The 12,969-nt window shown below is 60.7% G+C and carries 14 protein-coding genes; 5 read left to right on the plus strand and 9 right to left on the minus strand.

The window, feature by feature from the left end; all coding sequences use genetic code 11:
- The first annotated feature begins 8 nt into the window (after positions 1–8).
- From PSH76_RS21120 to pdeM, 4 genes are all read left to right on the plus strand, one after another.
- Entirely contained in the window at positions 9–1,127 is a 1,119-nt protein-coding gene (locus PSH76_RS21120) for a succinylglutamate desuccinylase/aspartoacylase family protein (protein ID WP_305492869.1), read from the plus strand.
- 13 nt (positions 1,128–1,140) lie between these two features.
- Positions 1,141–1,905, plus strand: coding sequence for an ABC transporter ATP-binding protein (locus PSH76_RS21125; protein WP_034126849.1), 765 nt, complete (start codon positions 1,141–1,143; stop codon positions 1,903–1,905).
- Between the two features lie 157 nt (positions 1,906–2,062).
- A complete protein-coding gene (locus PSH76_RS21130; RefSeq protein ID WP_305492870.1) occupies positions 2,063–4,543 on the plus strand; it encodes a ligase-associated DNA damage response DEXH box helicase in 2,481 nt (826 codons plus the stop codon).
- Positions 4,543–5,193, plus strand: a complete 651-nt coding sequence (gene pdeM, locus PSH76_RS21135; RefSeq protein ID WP_032893167.1) for a ligase-associated DNA damage response endonuclease PdeM — start codon at positions 4,543–4,545, stop codon at positions 5,191–5,193. Before PSH76_RS21130 ends, pdeM begins: the two co-directional genes overlap by 1 nt.
- A gap of 23 nt (positions 5,194–5,216) precedes the next feature.
- Here the strand turns inward: pdeM and PSH76_RS21140 are convergent, their stop codons facing one another.
- Positions 5,217–5,414, minus strand: coding sequence for a hypothetical protein (locus PSH76_RS21140; RefSeq protein ID WP_005785769.1), 198 nt, complete (start codon positions 5,412–5,414; stop codon positions 5,217–5,219).
- Between the two features lie 108 nt (positions 5,415–5,522).
- Positions 5,523–6,089, minus strand: coding sequence for a dCTP deaminase (gene dcd, locus PSH76_RS21145; RefSeq protein WP_003189215.1), 567 nt, complete (start codon positions 6,087–6,089; stop codon positions 5,523–5,525).
- 388 nt (positions 6,090–6,477) lie between these two features.
- On the opposite strand from dcd, the gene PSH76_RS21150 reads away from it, so the two are divergent.
- Positions 6,478–6,687, plus strand: a complete 210-nt coding sequence (locus tag PSH76_RS21150; protein WP_002554837.1) for a cold-shock protein — start codon at positions 6,478–6,480, stop codon at positions 6,685–6,687.
- Positions 6,688–6,967: 280 nt separating this feature from the next.
- Here PSH76_RS21150 and rpoS read toward each other — a convergent pair whose 3' ends face one another.
- The 7 genes from rpoS to fghA form a co-directional block, all read right to left on the minus strand.
- A complete protein-coding gene (gene rpoS, locus PSH76_RS21155; RefSeq protein ID WP_032893168.1) occupies positions 6,968–7,975 on the minus strand; it encodes an RNA polymerase sigma factor RpoS in 1,008 nt (335 codons plus the stop codon).
- Between the two features lie 106 nt (positions 7,976–8,081).
- The gene (locus tag PSH76_RS21160) at positions 8,082–8,918 is read right to left on the minus strand and encodes a peptidoglycan DD-metalloendopeptidase family protein (protein WP_032893170.1); all 837 of its coding nucleotides are present in this window, start codon (positions 8,916–8,918) and stop codon (positions 8,082–8,084) included.
- Between the two features lie 208 nt (positions 8,919–9,126).
- Positions 9,127–9,762 carry a protein-L-isoaspartate(D-aspartate) O-methyltransferase gene (locus PSH76_RS21165; RefSeq protein ID WP_169850588.1) on the minus strand — a complete coding sequence of 212 codons (636 nt, stop codon included), beginning with the start codon at positions 9,760–9,762 and terminating at the stop codon, positions 9,127–9,129.
- Between the two features lie 41 nt (positions 9,763–9,803).
- Positions 9,804–10,553, minus strand: a complete 750-nt coding sequence (gene surE, locus PSH76_RS21170) for a 5'/3'-nucleotidase SurE (protein ID WP_003189210.1) — start codon at positions 10,551–10,553, stop codon at positions 9,804–9,806.
- Positions 10,541–11,599, minus strand: coding sequence for a tRNA pseudouridine(13) synthase TruD (truD, locus tag PSH76_RS21175; protein WP_032893171.1), 1,059 nt, complete (start codon positions 11,597–11,599; stop codon positions 10,541–10,543). Before truD ends, surE begins: the two co-directional genes overlap by 13 nt.
- Positions 11,596–12,069: a 2-C-methyl-D-erythritol 2,4-cyclodiphosphate synthase gene (gene ispF / locus PSH76_RS21180; RefSeq protein WP_032893173.1), complete on the minus strand. Its 474-nt coding sequence runs from the start codon at positions 12,067–12,069 to the stop codon at positions 11,596–11,598. The genes truD and ispF overlap by 4 nt, the downstream gene beginning before the upstream one ends.
- Before the next feature lie 54 nt (positions 12,070–12,123).
- The gene (gene fghA, locus PSH76_RS21185; RefSeq protein WP_032893174.1) at positions 12,124–12,969 is read right to left on the minus strand and encodes an S-formylglutathione hydrolase; all 846 of its coding nucleotides are present in this window, start codon (positions 12,967–12,969) and stop codon (positions 12,124–12,126) included.

A 12,969-nucleotide genomic window follows, 5' to 3' on the forward strand; every position in this document is an offset into this window, starting at 1 on the left:
GAGCTTGCATGCACCATCAGCTACATGACCTGATCGCGCCGGTGCCCGGCACGGCGCGGCAGATCCACAGTTTTCACTTCGGCCCGCAGCAGCCCGAAGGCAAGGTGTACATCCAGTCCTCCCTGCATGCCGATGAATTGCCGGGCATGCTGGTGGCCTGGCATCTCAAGGCGCGCCTGGCAGAGCTTGAAGCGGCCGGACGCTTGCGCAGCGAAATCGTGCTGGTGCCCGTCGCCAACCCGGTGGGCCTGGAACAGGTGTTGATGGACATCCCCTTGGGCCGCTACGAACTGGAAAGCGGGCAGAACTTCAATCGCCTGTTCGTCGATCTCAGCGAAGACGTCGGCAACCAGGTCGAAAACCTGCTGGGCGATGATCCCCAGCGCAATGCCCATTTGATCCGCAGCGCACTGTCCCACGCCCTGGCCGCGCACTCCGCCCAGACCCAGTTGCACTCCCAACGCCTGGTGCTGCAACGCCTGGCCTGTGATGCCGACGTGGTGCTGGACTTGCATTGCGACTTCGAAGCCGTGGCGCACCTGTACACCACGCCCGACGCCTGGCCACAGGTAGAACCGTTGGCGCGCTACCTGGGTTCGGAAGCCAACCTGTTGGCCACCGATTCCGGCGGGCAGTCTTTTGATGAATGTTTCACCCTGCTGTGGTGGCAGTTGCAGCAACGCTTCGGCGAACACTACCCGATCCCCATGGGCAGCTTGTCGGTCACCGTCGAATTGCGCGGCCAGGGCGATGTCAACCACGGCCTCGCCGCGCTGGACTGCCAGGCCATCATTGATTATTTGATCCACTTCGGCGCCATTCACGGCGATGCAGCCCCCTTGCCGGCCCTGGCCTACCCGGCTACGCCGCTGGCGGCGGTGGAGCCGGTGACCACCCCGGTGGGTGGCTTGCTGGTATTCAACGCCCTGCCAGGCGAATACCTGGAAGCCGGGCAATGGGTCGCCGACATCATCGACCCCATTACAGACCGCGTAACGCCTGTGCACTGCCAGCACGCCGGGCTGCTTTACGCCCGCTCGCTGCGTCGCATGGCCACGGCCGGCATGGTGATCTGCCATGTCGCCGGCACACAGGCCTACCGCAGCGGTTATCTACTTTCGCCTTGAGGATGCACGCCCCATGTACAAACTGACCGTTGAAGGCCTGCACAAAAGCTATGGCGACAATCAAGTGCTCAAAGGTGTGTCGCTCAAGGCCAAGACCGGTGATGTGATCAGCCTGATCGGCGCCAGTGGCTCAGGCAAGAGTACCTTCCTGCGCTGTATCAACTTTTTGGAAACCCCCAACGATGGCGCCATGACCCTGGACGGCCAAGCGATCCGCATGGTCAGCGATCGCCATGGCATGCGCGTGGCCGACGACGCCGAGCTGCAACGCCTGCGCACACGGCTGGCGATGGTGTTCCAGCACTTCAACTTGTGGAGCCACATGAGCGTGCTGGAAAACATCACCATGGCCCCGCGCCGCGTGCTGGGTTGCAGCAAGAAGGACGCCGAAGACCGCGCCCGCCGCTACCTGGACAAAGTCGGGCTGCCGGCGCGCGTGGCTGATCAATACCCGGCGTTCCTCTCAGGTGGCCAGCAGCAGCGCGTCGCCATCGCCCGCGCCCTGGCGATGGAGCCGGAGGTGATGCTGTTCGATGAACCCACATCAGCCCTGGACCCGGAGCTGGTGGGCGAAGTGTTGAAGGTGATCCAAGGCCTGGCCGAGGAAGGCCGCACCATGATCATGGTGACCCACGAGATGAGCTTTGCACGCAAGGTCTCAAGCCAAGTGCTGTTCCTGCACCAAGGCCTGGTGGAGGAGCAAGGCCTGCCAGAGGATGTGCTGGGCAATCCAAAGAGCGAACGCCTGCAACAATTTTTGAGCGGCAACTTGAAGTAGGAGCGAGCTTGCTCGCGAAAATCGTCAACGATAACGCGGGCATCCTGGATAAACGCGGTGCCTGAACCTTTTTCGCGGGCAAGCCCGCTCCTACAGTGGAACGTCGGCGCTGCCTCAGGGGTCTTTGAACTAACCCCTCCAGAGCGTCCGCTGCCGCATGGCAAAAAACCACGACTTCGCCAAGCAATGGTTTGCCACCCAAGGCTGGAAGCCATTCGCCTTTCAGAAAGAGGTATGGGCCGCGGTCAAGGCCGGCCAGTCGGGGTTGCTGCATGCCAGCACCGGGGCGGGTAAAACCTATGCCCTGTGGTTTGCCGCCCTCAACCGTTTCGCCATCACCCGCCCGCCCGCCACAGGCAAACGCAAGCCGCCTGCCGAGCCGCTGAGCGTGCTGTGGATCACGCCGATGCGCGCGTTGGCCGCCGACTCCGCACGCGCCCTGCAAGCCCCACTGGAGGCGTTGCAGATCCCCTGGAGCGTGGGCCTGCGCACCGGTGACACCAGCAGCAGTGAACGCGCGCGCCAGACCCGTCGCCAACCCACCGCCCTGGTCACCACCCCGGAAAGCCTGACGTTGATGCTGGCCCGTGCCGACAGTGAAACCAGCCTGGCGCACCTGCGCATGGTCATCGTGGATGAATGGCATGAACTGATCGGCAATAAGCGCGGCGTGCAGTTGCAACTGGCGCTGGCACGCTTGCGACGCTGGCATCCGCAATTGATGGTGTGGGGCATTTCAGCGACCTTGGGTAATCAGGCTCACGCGTTGGAGGTTTTGGTCCCACAGGGTGGCGGGGTCAATGTGCAGGGGCAAACGGCGAAGGCGCTGAAGGTCGACACCCTGTTGCCGGCGGTCACGGAGCGTTTCCCTTGGGCCGGGCATATCGGTTTGAAGATGTTGCCGCAGGTGGTCAATGAGGTGGAGGCCAGCAGCAGTTGCCTGGTGTTTACCAATACCCGGGCGCAGTCGGAGATCTGGTACCAAGCGATTCTGGACGCGCGTCCGGACTGGGCCGGCTTGATTGCCCTGCACCACGGTTCGTTATCGCGCGAGACCCGCGACTGGGTGGAGCGGGCGTTGAAAGACGGGCAGCTCAAGGCGGTGGTGTGCACCTCCAGCCTCGACCTGGGCGTGGACTTCCTGCCGGTGGAACGGGTGCTGCAAATCGGCTCCGCCAAGGGCGTAGCGCGGTTGATGCAACGCGCCGGGCGCTCCGGCCACGCGCCTGGGCGGCCCTCACGGGTAACCCTGGTGCCAACCCACAGCCTCGAGTTGGTGGAGGCGGCGGCCGCCCAGGATGCAATCGCCCAACGGCGCATCGAAGCGCGGGAATCACCTTACAAGCCGTTGGATGTGCTGGTACAACACCTGGTCAGCATGGCCTTGGGCGGCGGCTTTACCCCGGCGGCACTGTTGGACGAAGTGCGCGGCGCCTGGGCCTATCGCGACCTCACCGAAGCGGATTGGGCCTGGGCCCTGGGGTTCGTGCGCCATGGTGGCCTGTCACTCACCGCTTATCCGGATTACCGCCGCGTGGAGCCCGATGAACAGGGCATCTGGCGTGTCCCGGATGCACGCCTCGCACGCCGCCATCGCATGAGCGTCGGCACCATCGTCAGTGATGCCAGTATCCAGCTCAAATTCTGGAGCAAGGGCGGTGGCGGCAAGAACCTGGGCAGTGTCGAGGAAGGCTTTATTGCAAGGCTCAAGCCGGGGGATGGGTTTCTGTTCGCCGGGCGCTTGCTTGAACTGGTGCGCGTGGAAAACATGACCGCCTATGTACGCCGCAGCACCGCGAAAAAAGCCGCCGTGCCACGCTGGAATGGCGGGCGCATGCCCCTTTCCAACGAACTGGCCCAGGCGGTGGTCGAGCGTTTTGATGCCGCTGCGCATGGGCACTTCGACGGCCCGGAGATGCAGGCGGTGCAACCGTTGCTGCATACCCAACTGCGCTGGTCCGGCCTGCCGACCCGTGAGCATTTGCTGGCTGAAACCCTGCGGTCGCGGGAAGGCTGGCACCTGTTTCTGTACCCCTTCGCTGGCCGCCAGGTACACCTGGGCTTGGCCAGTTTGCTGGCCTGGCGGGTCAGCCAACAGCAGCCGCTGACCTTCTCAATTGCGGTGAATGATTATGGCCTGGAGCTGTTGAGCGCCACCGAGGTGCAGTGGCCCCAGCTGTTGAACGCTACGTTGCTGAGCCCCCAAGAACTGCTGGCTGACGTGATCGCCAGCCTCAATGCCGGCGAACTGGCCCTGCGCCGCTTTCGCGAGATTGCACGAATCGCCGGGCTGGTCTTTGCCGGGTATCCCGGCGCGCCGAAAAGCACGCGACAAGTGCAGGCTTCCAGCGGCTTGTTCTTTGAGGTGTTCAAGCAATATGACCCGCAGAACCTGCTGCTGGCCCAGGCCGGGGAAGAGGTTCTGCGTGATGAATTGGATATTCGCCGGCTGGAACACACGCTGAATCATCTGTCGACGCTGAAGCTGGACTTGCACACGATCCAGCGGCCCACACCGCTGGCCTTTCCGCTGCTGGTAGAACGGATGCGCGAAAGCATGAGCTCGGAAAAACTCTCGGAGCGCATCGCGCGGATGGTCAAGGACCTGGAAAAAGTCGCCGACAAAGGGCAAGGCTGATGCATTACCCACTGATGCTGGAAGGCGAAGAGCTATGGCTATTGCCGGACAAGGCCGTGTACTGGCCCGCACGTCGATGCCTACTGATTGCCGATGCGCATTTTGGCAAGGCGTCGGCCTATCGCAGCCTGGGGCAACCGGTGCCACAGGGCACGACTACGGCCAACCTGGAACGCCTGGACAGGCTGTTAACGGCGCTGCCCTGCGCGCAGTTGATCTTTCTCGGCGATTTCCTGCACGGCCCTGGCTCTCACGCCAGCGGCACCCTGAACGCAATTCGGGCCTGGCGCGAGCGCAATCGCCCACTGGCCTTGACCCTGATTCGCGGCAATCACGACAAACGGGCCGGCGACCCACCGCTGGATCTGGGCATCGATGTGGTCGCGGAGCCTCTGCTGATGGGCCCTTTCGCCTTGCAACATGAGCCCGACGCCCATGCCAGTCACCATGTACTGGCGGGGCACGTGCATCCGGTGTACCACCTGCGCGGCAAGGGGCGCCAGCGGCTACGCCTGCCGTGCTTCCAGATCGGCGCCCGGTTAAGCCTGTTGCCAGCCTTTGGCGCGTTTACAGGGGGTTATGCCGTGGAGCAGGCCCAAGACCACCGAATCTTTGTGATTGGCGATCACCAGGTCTGGCCGATTCAATGAATCGATAAAGGCCCGCTCAGGTATCAGGCAACAGGCGCGGGTGGTGGCTCGTCCGGTAAGGTCGGCTCACCCGGCTCGGTAGGCTGCGGGTAATCAGGTTCGGGTTGACCGGGGATGCCGCCCGCGTGCGCGGGGTTGGCCATCAAGGACCAGGCCAGAACACCAATCTGGTTGGGTTCAAGCCGGGCGAGTTCTGCGCTGATTCGCGGGTCGATCTTCATAGGGTACTCCTCAAGTATGGCCCGGCGCGTTTCACACGCGCCGAAGCAGTACACCTAGATAGAGTCACTTTCTGCAGACAAATTCCCTTTGCCCGTAGGAGCTTTAGATCAAGCGCGTGGGAGAGTGACGCCACGCTGGCCCTGATACTTGCCCGCACGGTCTTTGTAGGACACTTCACAAGCCTCGTCGGACTGCAAGAACAGCATTTGTGCCACGCCTTCGTTGGCGTAGATTTTCGCCGGCAAGGTGGTGGTGTTGGAGAATTCCAGGGTCACGTGGCCTTCCCACTCAGGCTCAAGCGGCGTGACGTTGACGATAATGCCGCAGCGGGCATAGGTGCTTTTACCCAGGCAGATGGTCAGCACGTCGCGAGGAATGCGGAAGAATTCCACGGTGCGCGCCAGGGCGAAAGAGTTGGGCGGGATGATGCACACGTCGCTCTTGACGTCGACGAAGCTCTTTTCGTCGAAGTTTTTCGGATCGACGATCGCCGAATTGATGTTGGTGAACACCTTGAATTCATCGGCGCAACGCACGTCGTAGCCATAGCTGGAAACGCCGTACGAAATCACGCGCTCGTCGCCTTCACCACGAATCTGGCGTTCGACGAACGGCTCGATCATGCCGTGTTCCTGCGCCATGCGGCGAATCCACTTGTCCGATTTGATGCTCATGGCGGTGTCCTGAATAGCGAGGCGAAAAAAATCTGTGGGCCATCTTACCGGGGCCGGCGTTGGGGTTCAAAGGCCGTACGGGTTTTCTTGATGAATGCACCGCCCGCTATAAGCCGCAGCCAGCGTGGCCGGGGCCCGGATGGCCGGCATCAATGACTGTAAATACCACCGCCAGTCACGAAAATAGAGAAACCTTCGGAAATACCATTGGCACGTTCCGGAAAAAGGGTTAAGGTGGCGCCACTGTGCTGCTTGTGTCACTGAGAATCTCTACACGATATGTTGAATTTCGATCCAACCATCTCCAAGAATTTTTCCTGCTCTTTGCACTCAGTCTCGGCCAGGGCTTTTCCTGAGTCGCAGTTAACTTTGTCCAAGGAGATACACCATGTCTAATCGCCAAACTGGTACCGTTAAGTGGTTCAACGATGAAAAAGGCTTCGGCTTCATCACTCCACAATCCGGTGACGACCTGTTCGTTCACTTCAAAGCTATCCAATCCGACGGCTTCAAAAGCCTGAAAGAAGGCCAACAGGTTTCTTTCATCGCTACCCGCGGTCAGAAAGGCATGCAAGCTGAAGAAGTTCAAGTTATCTAACTTGTACTGACTCAGTCGAAAAAACCCCGCCCTTAAAAGCGGGGTTTTTTTATGCGCTCGTTCCCACGCTCCGCGTGGAAATGCCTCTTGTGACGCTCTGCGTCACGACTGCATGCCTACGCAGAGCGTGGGATCGATCAGCACACCGATGTAATGTCGGACAAAAAAATGTGGGAGGGGGCTTGCTCCCGAATGCGGTGTATCAGTCAACACATCAGCGACTGTCACACTGCATTCGGGAGCAAGCCCCCTCCCACATTCAAACCTTCAAGCTGCGTTGTTACTGGAACAACGACTCACTCGACAAGCCATTCTTCTCCAGGATCTCGCGCAAGCGCTTGAGGCCCTCTACCTGGATCTGCCGCACCCGCTCACGGGTCAGGCCAATCTCCAGGCCTACATCCTCCAGGGTGCTGCTCTCATGGCCGCGCAGGCCGAAGCGGCGAATCACCACTTCACGCTGCTTGTCCGTGAGCTCTGACAGCCACTGGTCAATACTTTGGGAAAGATCATCGTCCTGCAACAGCTCGCAAGGGTCTGTTGGACGATCATCGGTCAGGGTGTCCAGCAGAGTCTTATCCGAATCCGGCCCCAGCGAGACATCCACCGAAGACACACGCTCGTTAAGGCCCAGCATGCGCTTGACCTCCCCTACCGGTTTTTCCAGCAGGTTGGCGATTTCTTCAGGCGAGGGTTCATGATCGAGTTTTTGCGTCAGCTCACGCGCCGCCCGCAGGTAGACGTTGAGCTCCTTGACCACATGGATCGGCAACCGGATCGTGCGGGTCTGATTCATGATCGCCCGTTCGATGGTCTGGCGAATCCACCAGGTGGCGTAGGTGGAGAAACGGAAGCCCCGCTCAGGGTCGAACTTCTCCACAGCCCGGATCAAGCCCAGGTTGCCCTCCTCGATCAGGTCCAGAAGGGACAGCCCACGATTGACGTAGCGTCGGGCGATTTTCACCACCAGGCGCAGGTTGCTTTCAATCATGCGCTTACGCCCAGCCGGATCGCCCTTTTGCGACAAACGCGCAAAATGGACTTCTTCTTCGGGGGTCAACAGAGGGGAAAAGCCGATTTCATTGAGGTACAGCTGGGTCGCGTCGAGCGCCCGCGTGTAATCAACGTACTTGTGCTGCTTCAACGCGGCAGCATTTTTGGATTTGGTGCGAACTGAAGGTGGTGATACCCCTTCATTATCTGACATCGTTTCCAAATCGATGCTGGCCTCCATAAGGAGAACCTCATCGTCGATGTCAAACTCCGGCACTTCTTTACTGAGAGCCATTGTTATAGTCCTTTGGTGAGTTCGACCTCAAGCTCAAGCGACGCCTCTATCCTTGGCAACGCTGGAGCCTGTTCCTTCTACGTGAGGGAACAGGCTGTGCAACACATCAACGACGGGGCAGGAATTGCAGCGGATCTACAGGCTTCCCTTGGCGGCGAATCTCAAAGTGCAGTTTCACCCGGTCTGTGCCCGTTGACCCCATTTCGGCAATCGTCTGTCCGACCTTGACCTGCTGCCCCTCCCGAACCAACAACCTGCGGTTATGACCGTAGGCACTGACGTAGGTATCGCTGTGTTTGATGATGACCAGCTCGCCGTAGCCCCGCAAACCACTCCCGGCGTACACCACTGTCCCATCAGACGCAGCTAAAACAGGCTGTCCCAAATCCCCGGCGATATCAATGCCTTTATTCAAACTACCGTTTGAAGAGAATTTTCCAATCAACACTCCGTTTGAAGGCCATCCCCAACCGGTCGGTGCAGGCCCGGCGGGTGGCAACGGCGCGGGTGCCGGCTTGCTCGCAACCGTAGGCGCGGCGCTGCCTGCAGGCCGGGTAATGATGGTGGTCTTGCTCGACGACGATGGCGAAGATCCCGACTTTGTCACAACTGCCGTAGGTGCAGAACCTGAGCGACCATCGAAACGAATGGTCTGCCCAGGATGGATCGTATACGGCACAGGAATGTTGTTACGGGCGGCCAGCGCCTTGTAGTCCCAGCCATAACGGAAGGCAATCGAGAACAGGGTGTCGCCTTTGCGCACCACGTATTGCCCAGTGGTCACCGTGGGCCTTTGGGGAGTTGCGTTGGTACGGTCAACGACCCGCGCACCGCCGGATGGCGTGCTCGAGCAGGCTGCCAATAAGGAACTCAAGACAAGGCCAAGCACCAGTCGCTGAAAGCTTGTTTTACTCATTCGCTGCGCAGGACCTGTGAGACTCACCCGCCGCTCCCTTTGTGGTGGCTGAACGTTAACGCCTGGATCAGGCTTGAAATATGACGCAAGTATAACTGGGCATTGGCTTTTTACTGGCACATGACTGAAAGGAAAAATTCATCATGTTTAATCGTGCTGCCAGGCATGTTGATTCAATAGACCCCGCCGTAAGACACATCCCCGCTTACAGAATTCACTGCACGCGAATAAATGATCAGGCCAGCGGGCCATTGAGCAAGGGGACGAAACGCACGGCACCGAGTACATGCCGGGAAAAGCCTTCGTCCTCACGGATAATAAGCATCAACTGTTGCACTTCGCCGGAGCCCACCGGGATGACCAGCCGCCCGCCAGGTGCCAATTGATCCAGCAAGGCTTGCGGCACATCGGTAGCCACGGCGGTGACGATGATACCGTTGTAGGGCGCCAGCGCCGGCCAGCCCTCCCAGCCATCGCCCCAGCGGAATACCACGTTGCGCAGGTTCAGCTCCACCAGACGCTCTTTGGCCCGGTCCTGCAGCACCTTGATGCGCTCGACCGAAAACACCCGCTCTACCAATTGCGACAGCACGGCCGTCTGGTAGCCGGAGCCGGTGCCAATCTCCAGCACCTTGTCCAAAGGCCCCGCCGCCAGCAGCAGCTCGCTCATGCGCGCGACCATGTAAGGCTGGGAGATGGTCTGGTTGTGGCCGATGGGCAACGCCGTGTCTTCATAGGCGCGATGCGCCAGGGCTTCATCGACAAACAGGTGCCGCGGCGTGCGCCGGATCACTTCCAGCACCTGCGCGTTGGACAAACCTTCTTCATACAGGCGCTGGATCAACCGCTCCCGGGTGCGCTGGGAGGTCATCCCGATGCCACGGCGCAACAAGTCGTCTTGTTCACGAGCCATCAACGCAGTCCCTCCAGCCAGCCATCAAGGCCACTGAAGGCATCACTGAAGGTGCGATCAAACAGCAACGGGGTAACGGAGACATAGCCTTGCATCACCGCATGAAAGTCCGTGCCCTCGCCGCCATCTTCGGCGTCGCCAGCGGCGGCGATCCAATAGCCTTCCTTGCCGCGCGGGTCGACCACCTTCAAGGGCGCCGCCGCACGGGCACGATGGCCCAGGCGTGTGAGCTGGATACCGCGAATATGGTCGAGGGGCAAGTTGGGGATATTGACGTTGAGCACCGTACGCGGCGGCAGGTCCAGGGAAGCATGGGCCTCCACCAACTTGCGCGCGTAATAGGCCGCCGTCGCCAGGTTATCCAATTGCCGCGAAGCAAAGGAAAAGGCAAAGCCGGTGCGGCCCAGGAAGCGCCCTTCGAGGGCCGCCGCCACGGTGCCGGAATACAGCACGTCGTCACCCAGGTTGGCGCCCAGGTTGATTCCCGAAACCACCAGGTCTGGCTGATGCTCCAGCAAACTGTTGATTGCCAGGTGCACGCAGTCGGTGGGGGTTCCGTTAACGCTGATAAAGCCATTGGCCAGGACCCGCGGGTGCAGCGGACGGTCGAGCGTCAGCGAACTGCTGGCGCCGCTCTTGTCCTGGTCGGGGGCAACCACCACGCACTCGGCGTAATCCTGCAGCGCAGCATGGAGCGCGGCAAGACCGGGTGCGGTGGCACCGTCATCGTTTGATATCAGAATACGCATGGGCTGTCCGTCTGCCCCACCGGCACCAGATCAACAAGCTCGCGCACCAAGACAGTGGCGAAGCATCCGGCCGGCAGGACGAATTCCAATTGCAGAATGTCAGGCCCGGGATAATGCCACGTCAACCCGCCAATGGGCAGTCGCAGAATGCGACGTTCCTGGCTCATTCCCGCCTTCACCAGCCAATCACGTAGGTCAGCTTCGCCAGCGGCGACAGATTGTTCTAGCTCGTATGTAAGACCTTTCGCCGGCGAATCGCCTTCGCCCCACTGCGGGCCGGTGGGATGCAGGTCCAGGATCGCCAGACGCGGGTCACTGCATTCCGCTTCCCCGGCCGGAAAAAAACTGCGACTGTCGGTAAACGCCAGCAGATCGCCGACTTGGGCTCGCTGCCATGAACCGTCGGCGACGCGGGCCGCCAATACTTTGTTGAACAGGTAACTGCGAGCCGTGGACAGCAAGCGCGAGCGCACGTTGCGCTGCTCGGGCAGGGCCTTGCGGGCGGCCCACTCGCGAGCATCCACCACGTTGCCGCCGTTGTGGCCGAAACGCTGGGTGCCGAAGTAATTGGGGATGCCGTGCCGCGCAATCAACTGCAGACGTGCGTCGATGGCAGCGGTGTCGCCGGCCAGTTGGGTCAGGCGCAGGGTGAAGCCGTTGGCCGAATGGGCACCACGCTGCAGCTTGCGCTTGTGACGGGCGGTTTTCAGGATCTTGAGGGTGTCGTTTTCTGCGCCGCTCATGTCCGGGTCGGCCTTGCCGGGCAATTGCACGCTGAACCACTGGCGGGTCAGGGCCTGACGGTCCTTGAGCCCGGCATAGCTGACGGTGCGCAACGGTACGCCAGCCGCCTTGGCGATACGCCGTGCCGCTTCCTCGGTGTTCAAACCGCGTTTTTCCACCCACAGCCACAGGTGCTCGCCATCGCCGGTCAGCGGGATGTCCAGCACCTCATCAACCTGGAAGTCTTCGGCCGTGGCCTTCAGTACCGCGCTGCCCAGGGCCTCGCCATAGGCCCGCGGGCCCAGCAGTTGCAGGTCGTTCATGCGCGCAGCAACAAGGCGACGGAGTGCACTGCGATGCCCTCTTCACGACCGGTAAACCCGAGCTTTTCGGTGGTGGTGGCTTTCACGTTGACTTGATCCAATTCAATTTGCAGGTCTGCTGCGATAGCAGCGCGCATCGCTTCGATATGGGGGGCCATTTTTGGCGCCTGGGCGACGATGGTGTTGTCGACGTTGCCAACCTTCCAGCCCTTGGCGTGGATCAGGCCGACCACATGGCGCAGCAACACACGGCTGTCGGCGCCCTTGAAGGTGGGATCGGTGTCCGGAAAGTGCTTGCCGATATCGCCCAATGCCGCCGCGCCGAGCAAGGCATCGCTCAAGGCGTGCAAGACCACGTCGCCGTCGGAATGAGCCAGCAACCCATGGTGGTGTGCAATGCGCACGCCGCCCAGGGTGATGAAATCGCCTTCAGCGAAACGGTGCACATCGTAGCCGTGGCCAATACGCATAAAAAAACGCCCCGATTTAATTCAGGGCGTGATTCTACCTACTTTTGCCTCGGATTAACCGAGCAAAGCACGACCATGATGCCGCAAATGGTCTTCGATGAAGCTGGCGATAAAGAAGTAGCTGTGGTCGTAGCCAGGCTGCAGGCGCAGTTCCAGCGGATGGTTGGCCGCCTTGGCCGCTTGCTGCAAGGCTTCGGGCTTGAGTTGAACCTCAAGGAAATCGTCGCGATCGCCCTGGTCCACCAAGAGCGGCAACTTTTCCGAGGCTTCGCTGATCAGCACGCAGGCATCCCATTCGCGCCATTTCGAACGCTCTTCCCCCAAATAACGGGAAAAGGCTTTCTGGCCCCACGGGCAGTCCATCGGGTTGTTGATCGGCGAAAACGCCGACACCGACAGGTAACGTCCAGGGTTGCGCAATGCGCAGACCAGCGCACCGTGACCGCCCATGGAGTGGCCGCTGATGCCGCGTTTATCCGACGCAGGGAAATGCGCTTCCACCAGTGCCGGCAACTCCTGCACCACGTAATCATGCATCCGATAGTGCTTGGCCCAGGGTTCCTGGGTGGCATTGAGGTAGAAGCCCGCGCCGAGGCCGAAGTCCCAGGCATTGTCCGGGTCGCCCGGCACGCCAGGGCCACGGGGGCTGGTATCTGGCGCGACGATGATCAAGCCCAGTTCGGCAGCCATGCGCTGGGCGCCGGCCTTCTGCATGAAGTTCTCGTCAGTACAGGTCAACCCGGACAGCCAATACAACACCGGCAGCTTGCCGCCCTGCTCCGCTTGCGGCGGCAGGTAGACGGCAAAGGTCATGTCGCAACCCAGCACATCGGAATGATGCTTGTAACGTTTATGCCAGCCGCCGAAGCTCTTCTGGCATGACAGGTTTTCCAGACTCAT

Source organism: Pseudomonas sp. FP215 (assembly GCF_030687795.1).
GTDB lineage: Bacteria > Pseudomonadota > Gammaproteobacteria > Pseudomonadales > Pseudomonadaceae > Aquipseudomonas > Aquipseudomonas salmasensis.

Bases quoted from the DNA above. Each gene is read 5' to 3' on its own strand.
- pdeM (WP_032893167.1), top strand. From the start codon at position 4,543: ATGCATTACCCACTGATGCTGGAAGGCGAAGAGCTATGGCTATTGCCG.
- surE (WP_003189210.1), bottom strand. From the start codon at position 10,553: ATGCGTATTCTGATATCAAACGATGACGGTGCCACCGCACCCGGTCTT.
- ispF (WP_032893173.1), bottom strand. From the start codon at position 12,069: ATGCGTATTGGCCACGGCTACGATGTGCACCGTTTCGCTGAAGGCGAT.
- dcd (WP_003189215.1), bottom strand. From the start codon at position 6,089: ATGAGCATCAAATCGGACAAGTGGATTCGCCGCATGGCGCAGGAACAC.
- PSH76_RS21120 (WP_305492869.1), top strand. From the start codon at position 9: ATGCACCATCAGCTACATGACCTGATCGCGCCGGTGCCCGGCACGGCG.
- PSH76_RS21140 (WP_005785769.1), bottom strand. From the start codon at position 5,414: ATGAAGATCGACCCGCGAATCAGCGCAGAACTCGCCCGGCTTGAACCC.
- rpoS (WP_032893168.1), bottom strand. From the start codon at position 7,975: ATGGCTCTCAGTAAAGAAGTGCCGGAGTTTGACATCGACGATGAGGTT.
- PSH76_RS21130 (WP_305492870.1), top strand. From the start codon at position 2,063: ATGGCAAAAAACCACGACTTCGCCAAGCAATGGTTTGCCACCCAAGGC.
- PSH76_RS21125 (WP_034126849.1), top strand. From the start codon at position 1,141: ATGTACAAACTGACCGTTGAAGGCCTGCACAAAAGCTATGGCGACAAT.
- truD (WP_032893171.1), bottom strand. From the start codon at position 11,599: ATGAACGACCTGCAACTGCTGGGCCCGCGGGCCTATGGCGAGGCCCTG.
- fghA (WP_032893174.1), bottom strand. From the start codon at position 12,969: ATGAGTCTGGAAAACCTGTCATGCCAGAAGAGCTTCGGCGGCTGGCAT.
- PSH76_RS21165 (WP_169850588.1), bottom strand. From the start codon at position 9,762: ATGACCTCCCAGCGCACCCGGGAGCGGTTGATCCAGCGCCTGTATGAA.
- PSH76_RS21150 (WP_002554837.1), top strand. From the start codon at position 6,478: ATGTCTAATCGCCAAACTGGTACCGTTAAGTGGTTCAACGATGAAAAA.